An 18,702-nucleotide genomic window follows, 5' to 3' on the forward strand; every position below is an offset into this window, starting at 1 on the left:
TCTGCGGTTTACACCAGATGTCTAGTAGCTTGTCAGGAAGTTGATGTATGCACCCATTGAGTTTTCGTTAGTGTAGCTTGCGCCAATGTCTAACTGAAAAAGATTAAGTGGTGATAAGCCAATACCAGCTGTAATCGTATCATCAAGATTTTCGTATGCGAGATTACGTTTCCACCCTGCTCTTAATTTTAGCTGACGTAAAATATCGATCTCGCCGCCAACACGGAGCATTTGAGTGTTATCGTCGAAATTTGTATAGCGCTCTTCTTCGTTTAAGTCGTAATCTACCGTTAGGGTTGCGTAATCAGCAACAATGCCTGCACCTACGGTAAATAGTGGGCGAATTTGGTAAGAGTAAGAAACAGGTGCGAAGGTTCTAGTTTGAGTCCCATCTATGCTTGATGTAATCGTTCTGCCAGCTATGGTGTCCGTTTCTATATCGCGCTTCATAAGATTAGACGCAGTTATACCAACGCGAATGGGGCCTCTAAACCAGACAAAGCCTGCGTCCATATTGAACATAGTTTCACCAGTGCCGTTTTCACGAACTTTAGTTATGTCGTAGTCATCAAGGTTGGCGGTATACACGTAGGTATAGATTCGTTGAAGTTTAGGAGATACACCAAAAGCGATATGCTGACCAAGGAATGTTTGATATTTAGCGAGTGAGATTCCGACTTCGGTGACACCAACGCTAACCGCATTGACTGCGCTAAGCTCTGCGTTGATTGCATCGTTGATGCCCGCCTGTGGAATTGCAGATGCTGCACCATTCCATATATCGGTTTGAGCAAAAGACTCTGCGTATGCCTTACCAAAAACATTTGCTGCAATAAAGCGATTGGGGATGGCAAATGCTACTACACCACCAATTTCTAATTTGGCTATATCGCCGGTTAAGGCATCAAGTGTCGGGCCTACTTGATCAATGTTTGTGGTATCACCACCGGCTATTTCTCCAATTAAACCAGCAGCTTTGTCGAGATCCGACACCATATTGTGCTCATCGCTGTAAGATAAACCAAAGCTTGGAGTAATCATCCCAATATCGTCGTTGCGTCGATAGATAGCGGTAAGCGCTGGATTATAGAAAGGCGCAGTTAAAAAGTTCGCGGACACGACACCTACTCCACCCATCGCATCGCCTCGGGCTTCAATTGCGTAGTTGGCAGACCATGCTGTGGTGCTTGCAAGCGCCAAAGATAATGGCAGCAGTTTTATTGTATTTTTCATATCGATATATACAGTTATTGTCCCTTAAGGCTATATCGACATATTGTGGGATATCTTTAATTATTCATCTAGTGAAACATCATATGTTTTACTGATTATTTGGGATTGTTCTACAATTATGGGTCCTTGCCAGCGAGCGTGATTCATTGAGACGGCTAAAACATACCTTCCCGGTTCAATCACATTCTGATTGAGTTCATTTGGGTAGTCAGACTCATAGCTTTGGCTCCACACGCGATTGTACTTGCCATCAATGAAATCATAGAGCGATGCTTCAAGCTTAGGCAACGGACAATGTGGGTTTAAGAGTGCATTTTTCTCTACTTTCCACTGGTCTTTTGATTGCCAGCGCACTGATACTTTTGCTTTTGGATCACCTAATACTAACCATGAGCTCCAAGAGCTTTGATCTGCCGCAGTGACATCGACACGGTATAACCCCATCTGCATCCGGCTATTTAAGTTATAGCGTTTTACATATTTTGTGACGTTGTCACTCAAAGCTACCGTATTCAAGGAGCTATCTGTAGAAAGGTTGCGAGTAACCCACTTGCTAAGCGTGATATCTTTGATCGTTTTGTCAGCTTCGACTTCAATGATTGCGCGATAGGCATCGCGACCAGGGCTTTGGATGTCCGATCTTATCACTACGACACTATTAAGCCAGTTGGGGAACGGTTTAGTGTCTAGGCTCTTCCCGCAGTCAACTTCAAGAGATTGCAAAAACAGAGCGTTTAGGTGCGGGGCGATAGATTGGTTTTTATCGAGCTGCCAAACCTCTACTAACGATGAAAACATCGCAGGTAAGTCACCGTTTAACAAGTGTTTGTGCGCTTGAGTGAGAGGCGTATTACTTTCAAACCACGGGACGTCGTCTTTGGCAAATGTCGGTGCACTCAATAGGAGCGCACCGATAATTGGATAAACTTTTTTCATCAAGCTTTCATTTTGTAGCCAACACCACGCAATGTTTCAATTTCAAGGCCTGGTAGTTTTTGGCGAAGTTGTAATACATGGGTATCGACGGTGCGAGTGGTTGGGAAATGGTTATAACCCCAAACATGATCCAATAGTTCGTCACGCGTAAACACACGACCAAGGTTGCTTGCCAAGAACAGCAACAAATCAAATTCTGTACGCGTGAGCGTAATCGATTCTTCTTTATAGATGACTTCTCGCGTCGCTTTATCAATGACCAAGTGCTCCGTTTTGACTTTGGAATCATCTTGGCTTTCATTTTCAGGGCTGCGTAGTTGAGCACGAATTCGAGCAAATAACTCCGCTTCAGCGAAAGGTTTCGTCAAGTAATCGTTAGCCCCTGCATCTAAACCTGTCACTTTATCTTTCACTGTAACCAGCGCAGTTAGCAAAATAACGGGAACTTCTTTGATGTTTTTCCATTCAGGTAAATGCTGAACAGAGTCGCCATCGGGCAGTTGTCTGTCAAGAATAACGAGATCAGCTTTATCCCAGTATTGCGCTACGTCGGCAATAGTTTCGGAGTGAAAGCACTCGTATCCCGCTTGTTCTAGGCTTACTAACAAGCCATCTGCTAAGTTTTTGTCGTCTTCAACGAGAAGCAGTGTCTGTTTCACAAGGTATCTCCAAAATAAACGTTGTTGGTGGACCTATCAGGGTCATTTTGCCCCCCATTCTATCCACCATAGATTCAACGATAGTTAAACCTAGACCAAGACCACTTTTGCTCACGAAAGGCTTACGTAAGTGACGCCAATCTTTCTTACTAAGTTGGCCTTGATCTATAACTTTTACCATGAGCGTTTTTTCACCAGTGAGCACCTCTAGAGTCACTGGAGCCACGCCATACTTCACCGCATTACGTATCAAGTTATCGATACATGTGCCTAGCCAATATACATTGAGCTTGGCGGCAACGTCCTGATTGATGGTGAACTCGACGTTGCCATTAAATTCTTCTTCTACTTTGTACTCTAACCACTCTTGGACAGATGGTACCCAATCTGTTGCGAGTGGTTTGTTATCTGACTGCAAATAGTCTTTACTCGCCTCTGCGAGCTGCCTTAGTCGTCGAGAATCTTCACACAATCTGCGAAACTCATCGTAAAGTGATTCAGGAAGCTTCTCAAACTCACGCCTAAATCCTTCAACGGTCAAAGATAAACTGGCAATCGGAGTTCGGAGTTCATGCGTCAAGATTTGAAGTATCAACATTCGGCTCTTCATTTCCTGTCGTTTCGTGTTCCACCGATACACTGACCAACCGAGGACCAATAAAATGTTTGCGATCACTAGGGCGACCATGCTGATGCGCAAAATGTCGGAATGATCCTCAACGCTCCAACATAGATTACCGCGTTGCACAAAACAGCTTGTGGATGAGCTTCTCAGATCGAAAGATAGCCCTGCACTATTAATGTGCTGCTTCCAAATTTTTTCTGGGAATACTAAATAGCTATCGTTTTGACGCAACCAAAGCTCATTTTGTTCCAAAAACATGCTGGCACCAGCGATTAATGAGAGCATCGTCTCTTCATTCATGCTTTGTAAGCGGCCGAGTAAAGAGTTGACTGGTGCTGCTGGCCGCTCTTTGATATGCATGTATTGCTGCAATACTTCCTGTTTGTCAGGATGAACTGCGACATAGCGACTTGCATAAGTTCCACCACCTGGGTGGATAAGCGTACTTCTGGCGAACCATTTGGCGCTTAGTGTATTGCCTTTACACATCGCTCTGGTGAACACCAATGGCTCTGTGATCAAAGGGCTTAAAGGCAGCTTGCCGGTACATTTTTTGGCAAGCGCGTACAGTCGTTGAATATCACGTAAAGGGTATACAGAAGTCTGCGGAAGCATCGATTCTGGAGTCAGCAATCGAGTGGGATAATCAGATTGAAGGTTGCGAATATCATAAGACTCGATTGCCTGTGACTCGTCAAATAGGTCAACGAACTTATCAATCCGTTCTGGCAATGAATCCGCATAGACGGCACTCGCGCTAAAGCCAACGAAGAGTAAGGCGGTTTTTAGTACAGTCTTAATCAATGCAAAAGTTCGCTAAATCAGTAGTTTAGGTAAAGAGTAGAACATTATGACAAAATTATAAATCCGAATTGTGATATCTGTGTCAATAATGTTAGCGCCAAAATGAAAGAAGCCAGCAATGGCTGGCTTCTTTTACTAAACGCACATGTTACAGAGCTTTCGAAATCGCGTCCACACTATCTTTCGCATCACCAAATAGCATTTGAGTGTTTTCTTTAAAGAACAGTGGGTTTTGAACACCTGCATAGCCTGTATTCATTGAACGTTTGAATACGATGACATTCTGAGCGTTCCAAACTTCAAGCACTGGCATACCAGCGATTGGGCTATTTGGATCTTCAAGTGCCGCTGGGTTAACCGTATCATTCGCACCAATAACAAGAACGGTATCAGTGTCGCTAAAGTCATCATTGATTTCATCCATTTCCAGAACGATGTCATAAGGCACTTTGGCTTCAGCTAGAAGTACGTTCATGTGTCCTGGCAGACGACCGGCTACAGGGTGAATACCAAAACGAACTTCAACACCTTGAGCTCTCAGTTTTTCAGTAATTTCGTGTACTGGGTACTGAGCCTGTGCAACGGCCATACCATATCCAGGAGTAATGATTACTGACTTTGAGTTCTTAAGCATTTCGGCAACCTCTTCCGCTGATGTTTCGCGGTGCTCGCCCTGCTCTACATCCTCAGAAATGACGACTTCTTGACCGAAGCCTCCAGCAATCACGCTTACAAACGAACGGTTCATCGCTTTACACATAATGTACGATAGGATCGCACCTGACGAACCAACCAAAGCACCTGTCACAATCAGAAGATCGTTTGCTAGCATAAAGCCGGCTGCTGCTGCTGCCCAACCAGAATAAGAGTTCAGCATTGAGACTACCACTGGCATGTCAGCACCACCGATAGATGCCACCAAATGGTAACCAAACGCAAAAGCAATCAACGTCATCACGAGTAGAGCGAACATGCTGCCATCGGCTTTAACGAAGTAGATCATTAGCAAAGTCGAGATAACAATCGCTGCCAAGTTCAGCTTGTGTTTGTGCGGTAGATTGAGTGGAGACGATGAAATAACGCCACGAAGCTTACCAAACGCGACCACTGAACCTGTGAAGGTCACAGCACCGATGAACACACCTAGGAACACTTCTACCATGTGAATGACATGCGCGGCATGTGCTTCTTGTGCGTTGATCGCTTCCATTACAGGCGGTTCGATGTAGCTGTTGTAGCCAACCAGAACCGCTGCCATACCAACAAAGCTGTGAAGAATTGCCACCAATTCTGGCATTTCTGTCATTTCTACTTTTTTAGCGTAGTGGATACCAATGCCACCACCGATCACCATAGCAACGATAATCCAAGCCAAACCTTGCGAGTCTGGACCAAAGATCGTTGCGATCAATGCGATCGTCATACCTGCGATGCCGTAATAGTTACCCGCTTTCGCAGATTCCTGCTTCGACAGACCAGCAAGGCTCAAAATAAAGAATAATGCAGCAACAATATAAGCTGCTTGTACTAATCCTGCAGACATTCCTTGTTACTCCTTAGTCTTTACGGAACATTTCAAGCATACGCTTGGTCACGGTGAAGCCGCCGAATATGTTGATACTTGCGATCAACACAGCGATAAACGCCAAGAACGACACTGCTCCATTTCCTTGTCCGATTTGCAGCAAAGCACCGACAACGATAATACCTGAGATCGCGTTGGTTACTGACATCAAAGGTGTATGCAGTGCGTGTGTAACGTTCCAAACCACGTAATAACCAACAACACATGCCAATACGAATACCGTGAAGTGGGACAAGAACGCAGCAGGAGCAACAGAAGCGATCCATGCAAAAGCACCAAGACCGACAGCTAAACCAGCGATTTTCTTAACTGGTGAAGTGGGTTCTTCGACTTTTGGCTCGGGCTTAGTTGCTGGCTGAGACGCTTTTTGCTCTGGTTGAGCTGAAACCTGAATAGGTGGCGCAGGCCAAGTGATTTCGCCTTCTTTGACTACTGTCACACCACGTAAAACGACGTCTTCGAAATTGATATCGATATTGCCATCTTTTTCTTTGCACAGTAGCTTGAGAAGGTTGACTAAGTTCGTTGAGTACAGTTGTGATGACTGCGTCGGTAATCGACCGACCATGTCTGTATAACCCACGACTTTAACACCGTTTGCTGTTGTGATGACCTGGTCTGCAACCGTGTATTCACAGTTGCCGCCATTGGCCGCAGCTAAGTCGACAATCACACTGCCCGCTTTCATGCTATCAACCATCTCTTTGGTGATAAGTTTCGGAGCAGGTCTGCCTGGGATCAGGGCCGTAGTAACAATAATGTCGACGTCTTTCGCTTGCGCTGCATAAAGTTCTGCGGCTTTTTTGTTGAACTCGTCTGACATTTCTTTGGCGTAGCCATCGCCGGCACCTGAATCTTCTTTGAAATCGACTTCAAGGAACTCAGCACCCATCGACTGGACTTGCTCTTTTACCTCTGGTCGAACGTCAAATGCTCGAACAATTGCACCTAAGCTTCCCGCCGCACCAATTGCCGCTAAGCCAGCAACACCAGCGCCCGCAACAAGTACTTTTGCTGGTGGTACTTTACCTGCAGCAGTGATTTGACCTGTAAAGAAGCGACCAAATTCATGCGCTGCTTCGACAACTGCGCGATAACCCGCAATATTCGCCATAGAAGAGAGTGCATCAAGAGATTGCGCTCTTGAGATACGTGGCACTGCATCCATCGCCAGCACATTGATGTTTTTGCTTGATAGCTTTTCCATTAACTCAGGGTTTTGAGCTGGCCAGATAAAGCTAACTAACGTTGCACCTTCTTTAAGCAGAGCGATTTCATCATTTTGCTCATCAGACAGTGGTGCATTTACTTTTAAGATCAGGTCTGATTGCCAAACTTGCTCTTTACTGACGATAGTCGCGCCCGCACTTTCAAATGCAGCGTCGTCAAAACTCGCCAGTTCCCCCGCTCTAGATTCGATAGCTACATCGAACCCCAATTTTAATAACTGCTCAACCGACTTTGGCGAAGCAGCCACTCGCGTTTCTCCCGCGAGTATTTCTCTTGGCACACCAATTTGCATTAGCTATTCCTTGACTATTCGCAACGATATTGTTTTCTTTTTATCCAACCCATTTATACACGCGAAACAACTTGCACCCTATGGACAAATTCTCATTACATATAACCGTTGGTAATGAACCATCATGCTTTTAGATTCTTTTTTTACAACCCCTTATGGCAGTGCACAGAGGTCGAACCAGTTGCATGAAATGGGCGTTAAAACAATAGATTAAATTAACTCACAAAACAAAAAGAGCCATCAGCATAACGGCTAATGGCTCTTAAATTTATGATGTTTGTCAACTTGGAATGCTAAATCAATGAAAAATACTGTCGCCCATTTGGTCAATAAACATCTGCGCTTTCTTGAGCATAAACTCATCGGCATCAGATTGGCTTGGTAATACATCCGAACGGATAAAGCGATGTGTTTTGACCTCACCATCAATATCCTTGGTAATTCGACCGGCTATGCGAAACTGGCCGTTTTCTGATATCGCCTCTTGGTAGATAAGAAACCCTTTATACTCGATCGGCTCTACTTGTGCGGGTTGATCAGGTTGCTTTCCGCCGAATAAGCGCGAGAATAGTCCCACAGATGTCTCCTTGTTTTACTTGTTTTCTTTGCTAAGGATGGGCTTTTCGAACCACTCTAATTCGATGTCGTCATCGAAGTTTGGTTTGCTGAAGATAACTGGCACGTCATCATCACGATTTTTCCTTCTGTCGTCAATGACCATGGTTTTGGCTGCGATAACGGCATTGAGAGCATACTCTTTCAATGTTACCAGCCTTTCTTCAGGCAATGCTGATAGAAAATCAATGTCGTGCCTTATGTAGACGGGTCTGAGCTGACTCAATGCTAAACACGCGAGATCCGCCAGTTGTTCATGACTAAAGTGCTCACTGTATTCGGGTTGTGCAAGGACTTGACCGACTAAGGTCTCCATATAATTGTGAACATCCACACTAATTTGCATAAACCGTAACTCCTATTAACGTCCTGTTAGTGATTGAGTGTTTTATGTGTGAGCCAAACTTAGTACATTGTTTACTAGTAGATTTTGGTCATTATTCACGCATACAGACAATTTTCATCTATTAGTTTAGTAAAAAGCTTGGAAATTCATCAAATCAAAGTATTCTAAGCGAGTATATTAACCTTTAAATTAGTAGTCTTAGGCTCAACTTAATGTCATTTTCTATCGTCAGTAGTCATTGGTTTCGTTTACTGTTTCCATTGATGTTACTGGCGTTTATCTACTTTGGACTAGATTCTGCAATCGGTTTTACTCAATCTAACTTGGGTATACTGAGTAATCTGCCTTACGTGTTATTTCTTTGTTGTTTTGCCCTATCACACGCGTTTAAGCAGAGTCGAATTGCTATGTGTTCTGTTGCGATGATCGGCGCCTATTGGTTTATCCAAAATCGACTGCAATCGCCTCTTTCCTCAGGCACAACCATCTTAGAGCTTTCGTTACTTGCATTTATACTCCCCGTTGCACTCGCGTTAGTATTCAGCCATAAAAATAACGTACTCTTTTCCAAATCATTTTTGGTTTATCTCGTTACTCTTGCCTTGCTCGTTGGCTGGTGTTACCTGACTCTAGACCATTTCTCGAAAGGCGGGTTCGATAATATCAACAATACCTTCCTTTTTGTCGTGTCGAATGTCTCAAAAATTCCTTTTATATTAGTCGTTTACTCTTTGGCTATTGTATTGACATTCGCAATATGTGTTGCCAGTTTAAATCGAATTATTGACGCGGTTATCTACTCCTCAGCTCTGCTCGCGTCGGTAACTTTTGTCTATTTTCATGTCCCATATATTTCGAGCATGATGTTTTCATTGTCGGGCGTGATATTACTGATATACCTGCTTTCTGCCAGTTATGAACTCGCGTTCAAAGATTTGCTCACAGACATTCCGGGGCGATTGGCCTTAGAAACTGATCTGAAATATCTAGGCAGAAAATACACCATTGCCATGATTGACATTGATCACTTTAAAGCGTTTAACGATACCTACGGTCATGATACGGGAGACGATGTGCTTCGCTTGGTCGCAAGCAAAATGAAACATGTGGGCGGAGGCGCTCGGATTTATCGTTACGGTGGTGAAGAGTTTACCGTGTTGTTTAAGGGAAAATGGGCGGACCAAGCACGGGATCATCTAGAAATCTTACGCGCCAGTATCGAATCCTATGAAATGGTCTTGAGAGATCAAGATACTCGACCTAAAGACCATAAAGCGGGACAAAAGAAGCGTAAGGGCTCTAAAAATGGCGATGTCGTCACAATCACTATTAGTATCGGTGTTTGCGATAGCCGAGAAACTTCAGAGGTTAAAGCCGTTATGAAGTGTGCCGACGAGGCGCTATATCGAGCGAAAAAATCAGGACGCAATCAAGTGTGTTTGAATTAACAGCAATGAGTGAACGATTCAGTCAACCTGATTGAAGAAAAAGACGATGCTTCCCCCTCTAAGCGCACTGCCATAGTTGAGGTTGAGCCCTATCCCAACATTATCAATAAGCTCAGTGTGGAAAGGTGGTGTCATTAACCACCCCAAAGACGCTTCATAATAGTATGGCGTTGCCAATGGTTTACTTGTGTCTCCGCCTATTTCTATTCTTCTTAAGCTCGCATAGACAGATTGAACACTCTCACCGAGTTGACTGACGTTGTAATACACATCTGCACCATTTGCCATGTACCACCCTTCAGGGTGTCCGACGACACCGTGGTTTGCTTCGCCCCAACCATAGCCATAGAAATAGTGAAATGTTGAAGAAAAGTTCCAACTGCCCCATTCGGTAGTTTTGTGATACTTCGCTTTCACATGTGGCTCGTAGCTCACGGCCCATGCGCTAGTGTTAAATAGCACGCCATCTAACTGAGGTTTAACGAACTCCTCTGATAGGTTGCTCCGATAATCATGAATATTACGGAAGTACTGCAGGTGTAAGCCAAACCCTGGAGTGAGCGTCCAATGATCATTCAGCTTGTATTGATAGCGGTAGGCGACGAATCCGCCAACAACATATTCATCATTCACATCTTTAATGTCTACAGAAGGAACCTCGAAATCCTGCTCAGAACGTATTGCAGATAGGCGTGTAAAGAGCAGATGTTTGCCTGTTTCATTATCACTTGCGAGATCAAAAGTGTAAGGGAGCGTAGTCGCGGCAATCTGTTGGCGAAGCTGAACGGATTCTTCTGAGCCTATGTCCTCGTTTTGCATGTTAAACCAATCGTTTGGGTCGAAGTCATGTATACCGAGTGTAAACACGTCACTATCGGTAAGAACGATGGACGTTGCAAAGGCTTGTTCCAGATAGTTTCGAAACGCGTCGACCTGTTTGGCATTGGCGGACATAACAGGTATGAGGGAGCAGACTAAGGCAGTGTATGTTAAGCGCTGAGATTTCATGGTAAGTTGCGCAACGAAAATAAAAATTTTGAGCTAAATTAACCATCTTCATTGCATTGCGCAAGCGAGAAAACCGTTAATTAGCCAATTTAAAACAATTTCGACCTGCTTGTTTGGCTTTGTATAACGCAGTGTCAACCTTTTGATACAAAGACTCGACGTTTTCTTTGCCTGAGGGCTGCAGGTGAAGTAGGCCTTGTGACACTGTCACGAGTGGTGCGGCGTCGCTAAAGTCATGGATTATATTCAATGCTTTGAGTTTGTTTTGTATTCGCTCTGCGTCTTTACATAATTTATCTTTGTCGGTGTGACTGAGCAAGATCACAAACTCTTCCCCACCATAACGGCCAACAACCTCACCACTGCGTACAAACAGTTCAGACAAGGCATTGGCAATCGAAACTAAGCACTTATCACCTTGGATATGACCGTAGTTGTCGTTGTAAAGTTTGAAATTGTCGACATCGAGTAAAACAATCCCGAGTGGAAGTGAGTGCCTTCCGTGAATGGCGATCATCTCTTCAAGTTTTTCATCAATAAAGCGGCGATTCTTGACCTTGGTTAGCCCATCTTCTTGCGCAAGCTTGGCAAGCTCTTCATTGGCTTTAGCAAGAGCGACAGACTTTTGCTTTAGCTCACGCCTCATGAACGCGATGCGCTGCATGGCATTGAGCTTTGAGTTCAGCACAACTTTGTCTACGGGTTTAATGAGATAATCATCCCCACCCGCCTCTATCGCTTTGGCGATCATTGTTGGCTCATCATGACTACTCAAAAAGATAATCGGCACCCAATCTGGATGGCGCTGTCGGATTTTTTCCGATAGTTCAAAACCGTTCATGTTAGGCATGGAAACATCAAGCAGCACAAGCTCCGGTTCGAAGCTGGGGTATATCTCAAGAGCCTGGGTTCCAGAGCTTGCCATCTCGACTGTGTGACCGAGTTGCTTTAATCGAATGGCTAATTGCATTCTTTCCATTTGAACGTCGTCAACGAGAAGAATTTTCATTGACGATCCAGAGGCTTGGATCATTCTATCAGTCACTATCCATATTTCGCGTAGGGAATACCCAAATCATACGTCACCTCATTGAATTGAGCCAACTATGGTTGACATTTATCGACAGTTTTTTACGATAGCGCCGTCACATACACACTTTTAAGAGAAAATTATAATGTCTGACGTTAATCAAACAGAGCAACAAACTGTCGATCTTGCCACGGTTTCTGCAGAACTTCGCCAAGTAATTGAATTTGATGAAGTACCAGAAGCTATGCACTACATGGTAACGTCAATCCACGAAGTATCGGAAGATGCGGTAAGAGAAGCATGGAATGAGCTTCCAAAGAGTGCACAAAACGTTCTTGATAATTTTGAGCAGTTTCACGCACTGATTTCTGTGAGTCAGGCGTTCGCAGGTCTAAATGTCATGGAAGAATTCCCAACTCTGAACCTACCGGAAGGGATGACTGAAGAACAAAAAGAAGAATACCGTGCTCAGTTGCTTGATCAAGTTCTACACAACTGCGTTAAAGATATGGTTAAGCAAATTAAAAAAGCGCGTCTCGACCCTATTTTGAAGCGTGACTTCACGGATGTATTCGCTAAGTAATACGAAAAACGCCGCTCAATGCGGCGTTTTTTATGCGACAACAACGTCTTTTTGAGTGACGCTCACCCCTTTGATTTGCACATAGACGGGCATTCCTGGCTTCAATCCCAAGTCATCCCTTGCCCATGCAGTGATTGTTGCCACCAATCGGCACTCCGGCGCTAATTTAACGCTCACCGACACACTTTGCTTGTCACCGTGCTGCAAAGTCTCTATCGATTCAATCGTTGCGCTAATAATGTTCCTGATTGAAGTCCTGGTAGGTTTTTCTAACACTAAGGACACATCGTTTGATCTTACTTGCAGTCGCACGCTGTCACCGACATGACCATCAATTTTTTGTACCCAAAGACTGACTTCAGGGGCAAGTTGAACGCTTGAGAGCGCATAGTCATGATTGTGCTCAGCAATGACTGCCTGAAACAGCGAACTTTGCTCTGAAAAAGACTGCCACGGTGTCATTGCCTGCGACGCCCAAACCTGCTCTAACGTGCCGCTCGCTGCCACTTTACCTTGGTCAATGACCACCATATTCTCTGCAAGCCTCAGGACCTCATTTAGGCTATGAGATACATACAATATTGGTACATCGACCGTGTTAGAAAGTTGCTCTAGAAACGGCAACACCTCGCGCTTTCGTGGAAGATCTAAGGAAGCCAATGGTTCATCCATCAATAATAAATCGGGTTTAGAGAGTAACGCTCTGCCGATAGCTACCCGCTGCCTCTCTCCCCCAGAAAGCTGATTGGGTAAACGGTCAAGTAACGGCGTTAACGCAAGCAACGATACGACCGATTGAAAATAGTCATCGTCTGGGGCTTTACAGCCGTATTTCAGATTACCTTTAACACTAAAATGCGGAAACAGCCTGGCCTCTTGAAAAACATAACCGATATTGCGTCGGTGAGTGAGAACGTTCAACTTTTGAATTGAATCGTAAAGCACCTTGCCATTGATGGAGATATGACCGCTGTCGGGCTGAGTCAGTCCAGCAACAACATTGATCAGCGATGTTTTTCCGGCTCCCGAGCGACCGAAAACAGCAGTGATCCCCTTTGCCGGCAACCTAAGATCGATGTCAAAGTGTTGTTCGCCCAGCGTTTGTTTATATTGAATTAAGATCGTCATACTAACGTCCACCTAAACGCTTAGAGCTAAAGCGCGTCAAGGCCTCTGAAGCAATCATTGATGCCAACGCAATCACGATAGAAATGACACACAAACGCATCGCTTCCATTTCTGATCCCGGCGTTTCAATGAAACTGTACATCGCAAGAGGGATTGTTTGTGTTTCTCCAGGAATATTGGAGACAAAGCTTATGGTCGCACCAAACTCCCCTAGGCTTCTCGCAAAGGAAAGCATTGTACCAGTGATTATGCCCGGCACTGTTAATGGCAATGTAATGGTAAAAAACACCTTTAATGGAGACGCGCCAAGCGTTGCTGCTGCTTGTTCAAGTTTAGTATCAACATTTTCCAGACTAAGACGTACTGAACGCACCATTAGTGGCAATGAAACAACGAGACAAGCAACGACCGCGCCTTTCCAACTGAATGAGAACGAGACACCAAACGCGTTGTAGAGCCACTGACCCAATACCCCTTGACGCCCCAAAGTGATTAACAGCAAGTACCCAATAACAACCGGAGGTAGAACAAGGGGAAGATGGATAAAGCTATCGAGTAGGCTTTTACCAACAAACTGTTTTTTGGCCAGAACCCAAGCGAAAAAGATACCGATAGGGATTAACCAAAGCACAGAGTACATGGCAACTTTTAAGCTGAGCATCAACGCTTCAAGTTCGTAATCAGATAGCACGCGTTGCTCCTATTGAAATCCATGTTTTTGCAAAATGGCTTTGGCGTCTTCGCTTTTTAAGTAACGAAGAAACTCTGTGGATTGGGGCGTGCTACGCAACTCTATTGCAGGGTAGCTAATCGGGCTATGTAACGATGGGTCAAGGGTTGCGATTAATGTTACACCGTCACTAGAGAGAGCATCGGTATGATAGACGATGCCAAGTAGCGCCTCTTGCCTTTCAACGAGCGTCAGCGCGATACGAACATTGCTTGTTGGAGCTAGGTGCCCTTTTAGGAACTCCCATTGACCTAAGTTTTCTAATGCCTGTTTTGCATAGATGCCTGCCGGGACAGCATTGGTTTGACCAATAGCAAGGCGACTATTCCCGAGTGCGTTTCGCCAAGATTGCGTATCGCTAAGCTCTAAGTAAGTGGACGAGCCCTTTGGAGTAATGACCACCAGACGATTGCTAGCAATGCTTGTGACGGCGTCACTGTTTAGACTGTTGGTTTTTACGACGTAGTCCATCCACTTGTCGTTTGCGGAGATAAATACGTCACCAGGTGCTCCATTGACCAACTGACGGGCGAGCGACGAGCTGCCTCCAAAAATTAAGGTCACGTCTATTTCATTATTATTTTCAAATTTTTCGGCGATTTGTGTCAGTGCACTGGTCATGGACGATGCCGCATAGATTCTTAGCTTATCCGCTGCGTTTGCGCTGATACTGAAAATCGCCAATATGGCCATAGTGATAGTCGGTATAAAGTTCATGCCATTAAAAGCCCATTGTTGGCCATAGAGAATTTAAGTCGAGGTGCTTTTCAACCGCATCTGCAATTCGATTGATGGCGTTCTCTTGGTTTTGTTTGTGATCGACGGTTTTTACTTCTCCGATACCCATCCAGTTGGTGATGAGTGGAATCACTTCTGGTTGGTCAAACAACCCATGGAGATACGACCCAAACACTTGATTGCATTCGCTGATCGCACCGTCTGATACACCATTTGTGAACGTGACGGGAGAATGCGTGTTCGAAGTTGTTACTCCGGCATGAATTTCGTATCCGGAAACAGGAACTGTCGCGCCATTTAACGTCAGTGTGCCCTGCATGTTGGTTAGTGTTTTGTTTTTTGCTAATTCAGTTGAGACAGGTAAGTACCCGAGTCCAGCCGATGTGCCTGGCTCACTTTCGATACCGTGAGGATCACTGATACTCTCACCTAGCATTTGATAGCCGCCACAGATACCAACCACCTTACCGCCATAGCGAAGGTGACGTTCTATATCCTTATCCCAACCTTGTTGACGTAAAAATTCCAAATCAGCACGCACCGCTTTTGAGCCGGGTAAAATGATCAGATCGCAATTGCTAAGTGAATGACCTGGACCAACAAAGTTGACGTTAACATCCGGATGACTGCGGAGTACATCAAAATCAGTATGATTGCTAATACGAGGCAGCACTGGAATTGCAACATTGAGTTTTGCGTGTTCACCTTTCACTTGTTCAGGGTTGATGGCATCTTCCGCCTCAAGATCAAACCCTTGCAGATAAGGTAAAACGCCGAGTACAGGCTTACCTGTTTTATCTTCCAACCACTTTAATCCCGGCTCTAAAAGAGAGAGATCACCACGAAAGCGATTAATAACAAATCCGATAACGCGTTTTTGCTCCGATTCTGATAACAGCGCCAACGTTCCGTAAAGATGAGCAAATACCCCGCCTTTATCAATATCAGCGATAATGATCACAGGGGTGTCGACACACTCTGCAAATCCCATGTTTGCGATATCATTTTCTCGGAGGTTCACTTCAGCTGGGCTACCCGCACCTTCAATAACTACGGTTTCAAAGTGAGATTGCAATCGTTCAAAAGACTCAAGCACATAGGGAAGCGCGAACTGCTTGTAGCTTTGATAACCTATGGCATTCATATCTGCGACAGCTTTCCCTTGAATGATGACTTGAGCGCCAGTATCGGTACATGGTTTTAATAATACAGGGTTCATATCAACATGAGGTGAGATGCCTGCAGCAATGGCTTGAACATACTGAGCTCGCCCTATTTCGCCGCCGTCTGCCGTAACAGCACTGTTTAAGGCCATGTTCTGAGGCTTGAATGGGGCGACCTTTACTCCACGTCGTGCCAGTACGCGGCATAAAGCTGCCACTAGTACACTTTTACCAGCATCGGAGGTTGTGCCCTGCACCATAAGTGCTCTGTTGGTCGACTGCATAATGTTGTTGATGATAATTATCTGATTTAAACCGTGATAATAGCGGTTTTAGAACCCAATACTCAATAATGAATCGAATATGAATGCTGAACTCAGCATCAGTTCAACCGAGTTTGTGCTTAATAACGCTATGCACCAACCATATCGAGGATTAAGCATGAAAATTCAATCACCCCTAATTGCACTTGCCGCTGTTGCCTTCATTGCTCCAAGCATGGCATTTGCTCATGGCGACAAAGATCAAACGTCTATCAATTACTCAGGACCTGTAGAGACAGTTTCTTTGGATACCCTATTGGGCCAGAAATCATTCCGAGATAAAGAAGTTGTGGTCGAAGGTTTTCTTATTCGTCAGGTAAGTAAAGATGAGTTTGTGTTCAGTGATGGTCAGTCAGAGATGACGATCGAGCTCGATGAAGACGTTCGGTTGAATGAATCAATCAATGAAACGACAAAGGTACGTTTATTTGGTGAATACGAAGGTGGTAAACACCCAGAAATTGAAGTAGAACACATTCAAATTTTGTAAAAGTGTTTCATTATCCGACAATTACGTTAGTATTTGGCGTGTATATTGCTTGCCAATTGCAGAGTCAAAAAATTGATGTAAGTCGGAGACTGCTTTGAAAAAGTTTATCATCGCGAGCGCTATTGCATGTGCTGGCCTAACCGGAGTGGCACAAGCCAATAACTTTAATTACACCTACGGAGAGTTACGTACGTCAATTGGACCAGAGAGCACTGGTCTGGAAGTCAGTACGTTTCTTACTGAGAACTCTCACTTAATCGCTCGCGTTGATTCACAGTTTGAGGGCGATTACGACGTCGCAGGCGGCGTTGGCTTTAATGGTCCTATCTCTCAGTTTGCTGATATTTACGGTCAACTCTTGATTCACTATGTCGATTTTCCTGATGATTCAAGTCGAGATAACCGCTCACAAACAGAAATGAATATCGGTACGCGAATCTGGTTAACCGATCAAATTGAAGCGACTGCGAGACTGGGTCGTAACGGCAGCGCTTCAGTTTTTCACGCGGGGGTTCGCTTCCATTCTACGGAACAGCTTTCACTATCAGCGGAAACTCGCAACAACGGCTTGTACGGACCTCAAGTGACCATGTCGGTCCGCTTCCAACTATAAGCACTCAATTTTGAATGCACCCAGCCTCGGCTGGGTTTTACTATTATCCTCTGACAACAATCTTTCTCGGTATCAACTCAATTCCTGATTGGTAGCGTTTTGATGCCGCATTCACGGCCAATGCCATTGCGCTGTCCGCGATTAACTCAAACTGTTGCGGCAACGAGTTGATTTTCACAGGTAGGAAATCAAGCAGCCGGTTGTCACCAAATGTGGCAATTTTTAGTTTTCCAACCAGCTCTGGGCATTCTAATAGGACATCAAGTACGCCTTCTAAAAGCGTGTATGACGTTGTAATCAACGCATCTGGCAGATCATCATTAGCTATCCATTGTTCAAGGACGCGTTTACCGCTGTCACGATTGAAGTGCTCTCCATAGCCAACCGTAGTGCTAATACCCTGTTGTTTTGCTGCCGATAAAAATCCCAGTTCGCGCTCTCGCGATACGTTTAGCTCAGGTAGAGCACCTATTAAACCCACTTGTGTTACACCGTCACTAAGAACGGACTGAGTGAGTTCAAAGGACGCACCAAAATCTTCACTGATCACACAAGAAAAGTGTTCGTCATCTAATGGGCGGTCAAGCGCTATCACTGGTGTGCCTTTGTTCTGAAGTTCAAGGTAGAACTCACTCGCTTCTGGAATAACACTCGCCACAAACAACGCATCCACTTTGCGGCTTACCAGCGCTTGGACAACATTTTTTTCCGTCGCCGCGTCATCGTCCGAACAGCCAATAAGAATTTGGTAGCCTGCCGATCGAGAATTTTGTTCGAGCAGCTTGGCAAGGCGGGCGTAACTGGTGTTTTCAAGGTCTGGGATGATCAAGCCAAAAGAACGGCTGTGCCCCGCTCTGAGTGTCGATGCTGCAAGATCAGGACGGTAGTTATGCTCATTTACGACATCCATTACTTTGCGCTGTGTTTTTTCGCTAATGCGATATTTTTGTGCCTTCCCGTTAATAACGTAACTTGCCGTGGTCTTGGAAACGCCTGCTAATTTGGCGACTTCATCCAGTGTCATATACTCAACCTTGTTCTGTGCGCGGGATCATAATAATACATCAAAGATCCAGAGTTAGGTTGAAGTATATGCTGAACCGATTCAGTATAAAAGCTGAAA

The 18,702-nt window shown here is 44.8% G+C and carries 19 protein-coding genes; 4 read left to right on the plus strand and 15 right to left on the minus strand.

The genetic code is table 11. The features are described 5' to 3' along the window. Nucleotides 1–21: 21 nt before the first annotated feature. The 8 genes from OH458_RS11320 to OH458_RS11355 form a co-directional block, all read right to left on the minus strand. Nucleotides 22–1,233 carry a conjugal transfer protein TraF gene (locus OH458_RS11320; RefSeq protein WP_269978411.1) on the minus strand — a complete coding sequence of 404 codons (1,212 nt, stop codon included), beginning with the start codon at nucleotides 1,231–1,233 and terminating at the stop codon, nucleotides 22–24. A gap of 60 nt (nucleotides 1,234–1,293) precedes the next feature. Next, entirely contained in the window at nucleotides 1,294–2,169 is an 876-nt protein-coding gene (locus tag OH458_RS11325) for a DUF2861 family protein (protein ID WP_269978412.1), read from the minus strand. Continuing rightward, nucleotides 2,169–2,828 (minus strand): response regulator transcription factor VxrB, encoded by a 660-nt coding sequence (vxrB, locus tag OH458_RS11330; protein WP_269978413.1) that lies wholly within the window; start codon nucleotides 2,826–2,828, stop codon nucleotides 2,169–2,171. The genes OH458_RS11325 and vxrB overlap by 1 nt, the downstream gene beginning before the upstream one ends. Then, a complete protein-coding gene (gene vxrA, locus OH458_RS11335) occupies nucleotides 2,803–4,254 on the minus strand; it encodes a sensor histidine kinase VxrA (protein ID WP_443088516.1) in 1,452 nt (483 codons plus the stop codon). The genes vxrB and vxrA overlap by 26 nt, the downstream gene beginning before the upstream one ends. Nucleotides 4,255–4,405: 151 nt before the next feature. Further along, a complete protein-coding gene (gene pntB, locus OH458_RS11340; protein ID WP_269978415.1) occupies nucleotides 4,406–5,800 on the minus strand; it encodes a Re/Si-specific NAD(P)(+) transhydrogenase subunit beta in 1,395 nt (464 codons plus the stop codon). 13 nt (nucleotides 5,801–5,813) lie between these two features. Beyond that, complete coding sequence (pntA, locus tag OH458_RS11345) at nucleotides 5,814–7,364, minus strand: Re/Si-specific NAD(P)(+) transhydrogenase subunit alpha (protein WP_269978416.1); 1,551 nt, start codon at nucleotides 7,362–7,364, stop codon at nucleotides 5,814–5,816. A gap of 298 nt (nucleotides 7,365–7,662) precedes the next feature. Further along, nucleotides 7,663–7,941, minus strand: coding sequence for an HlyU family transcriptional regulator (locus OH458_RS11350; protein ID WP_269978417.1), 279 nt, complete (start codon nucleotides 7,939–7,941; stop codon nucleotides 7,663–7,665). Between the two features lie 15 nt (nucleotides 7,942–7,956). After that, on the minus strand, nucleotides 7,957–8,325 hold the full coding sequence (locus OH458_RS11355) for a late competence development ComFB family protein (protein WP_038136909.1): 369 nt from the start codon (nucleotides 8,323–8,325) through the stop codon (nucleotides 7,957–7,959). A gap of 212 nt (nucleotides 8,326–8,537) precedes the next feature. Here OH458_RS11355 and OH458_RS11360 point away from each other — a divergent pair, with 212 nt between their 5' ends. Then, a complete protein-coding gene (locus tag OH458_RS11360) occupies nucleotides 8,538–9,773 on the plus strand; it encodes a GGDEF domain-containing protein (RefSeq protein WP_269978418.1) in 1,236 nt (411 codons plus the stop codon). A gap of 18 nt (nucleotides 9,774–9,791) precedes the next feature. On the opposite strand, the gene OH458_RS11365 is transcribed toward OH458_RS11360, so the two are convergent. After that, nucleotides 9,792–10,781 carry a Solitary outer membrane autotransporter beta-barrel domain gene (locus OH458_RS11365; RefSeq protein WP_269978419.1) on the minus strand — a complete coding sequence of 330 codons (990 nt, stop codon included), beginning with the start codon at nucleotides 10,779–10,781 and terminating at the stop codon, nucleotides 9,792–9,794. A gap of 76 nt (nucleotides 10,782–10,857) precedes the next feature. Then, the gene (locus OH458_RS11370) at nucleotides 10,858–11,790 is read right to left on the minus strand and encodes a GGDEF domain-containing response regulator (RefSeq protein ID WP_269978420.1); all 933 of its coding nucleotides are present in this window, start codon (nucleotides 11,788–11,790) and stop codon (nucleotides 10,858–10,860) included. Nucleotides 11,791–11,956: 166 nt separating this feature from the next. Between OH458_RS11370 and OH458_RS11375 the strand changes: the two genes are divergently transcribed. Beyond that, entirely contained in the window at nucleotides 11,957–12,394 is a 438-nt protein-coding gene (locus OH458_RS11375) for a DUF3069 domain-containing protein (protein ID WP_269978421.1), read from the plus strand. 30 nt (nucleotides 12,395–12,424) lie between these two features. Here OH458_RS11375 and modC read toward each other — a convergent pair whose 3' ends face one another. From modC to OH458_RS11395, 4 genes are read right to left on the minus strand one after another with little or no spacing between them, the layout of a single operon-like run. Further along, nucleotides 12,425–13,522 carry a molybdenum ABC transporter ATP-binding protein ModC gene (modC, locus tag OH458_RS11380; protein WP_269978422.1) on the minus strand — a complete coding sequence of 366 codons (1,098 nt, stop codon included), beginning with the start codon at nucleotides 13,520–13,522 and terminating at the stop codon, nucleotides 12,425–12,427. Between the two features lies 1 nt (nucleotide 13,523). Beyond that, nucleotides 13,524–14,213, minus strand: a complete 690-nt coding sequence (modB, locus tag OH458_RS11385) for a molybdate ABC transporter permease subunit (protein WP_269978423.1) — start codon at nucleotides 14,211–14,213, stop codon at nucleotides 13,524–13,526. Between the two features lie 9 nt (nucleotides 14,214–14,222). Then, complete coding sequence (gene modA / locus OH458_RS11390) at nucleotides 14,223–14,969, minus strand: molybdate ABC transporter substrate-binding protein (protein WP_269978424.1); 747 nt, start codon at nucleotides 14,967–14,969, stop codon at nucleotides 14,223–14,225. 4 nt (nucleotides 14,970–14,973) lie between these two features. Beyond that, nucleotides 14,974–16,437, minus strand: a complete 1,464-nt coding sequence (locus OH458_RS11395; protein ID WP_269978425.1) for a cobyric acid synthase — start codon at nucleotides 16,435–16,437, stop codon at nucleotides 14,974–14,976. Between the two features lie 163 nt (nucleotides 16,438–16,600). Here OH458_RS11395 and OH458_RS11400 point away from each other — a divergent pair, with 163 nt between their 5' ends. Both OH458_RS11400 and OH458_RS11405 read left to right on the plus strand, forming a co-directional pair. Further along, complete coding sequence (locus tag OH458_RS11400; protein WP_443088517.1) at nucleotides 16,601–16,966, plus strand: YgiW/YdeI family stress tolerance OB fold protein; 366 nt, start codon at nucleotides 16,601–16,603, stop codon at nucleotides 16,964–16,966. Nucleotides 16,967–17,060: 94 nt separating this feature from the next. Continuing rightward, a complete protein-coding gene (locus OH458_RS11405) occupies nucleotides 17,061–17,579 on the plus strand; it encodes a hypothetical protein (protein ID WP_005471192.1) in 519 nt (172 codons plus the stop codon). Nucleotides 17,580–17,622: 43 nt separating this feature from the next. Here OH458_RS11405 and cra read toward each other — a convergent pair whose 3' ends face one another. Further along, entirely contained in the window at nucleotides 17,623–18,603 is a 981-nt protein-coding gene (cra, locus tag OH458_RS11410; RefSeq protein WP_269978427.1) for a catabolite repressor/activator, read from the minus strand. Nucleotides 18,604–18,702: the final 99 nt, after the last annotated feature.

Origin of the sequence: Vibrio sp. MarTm2 (assembly GCF_027587055.1) — a bacterium.
GTDB lineage: Bacteria > Pseudomonadota > Gammaproteobacteria > Enterobacterales > Vibrionaceae > Vibrio > Vibrio sinaloensis_D.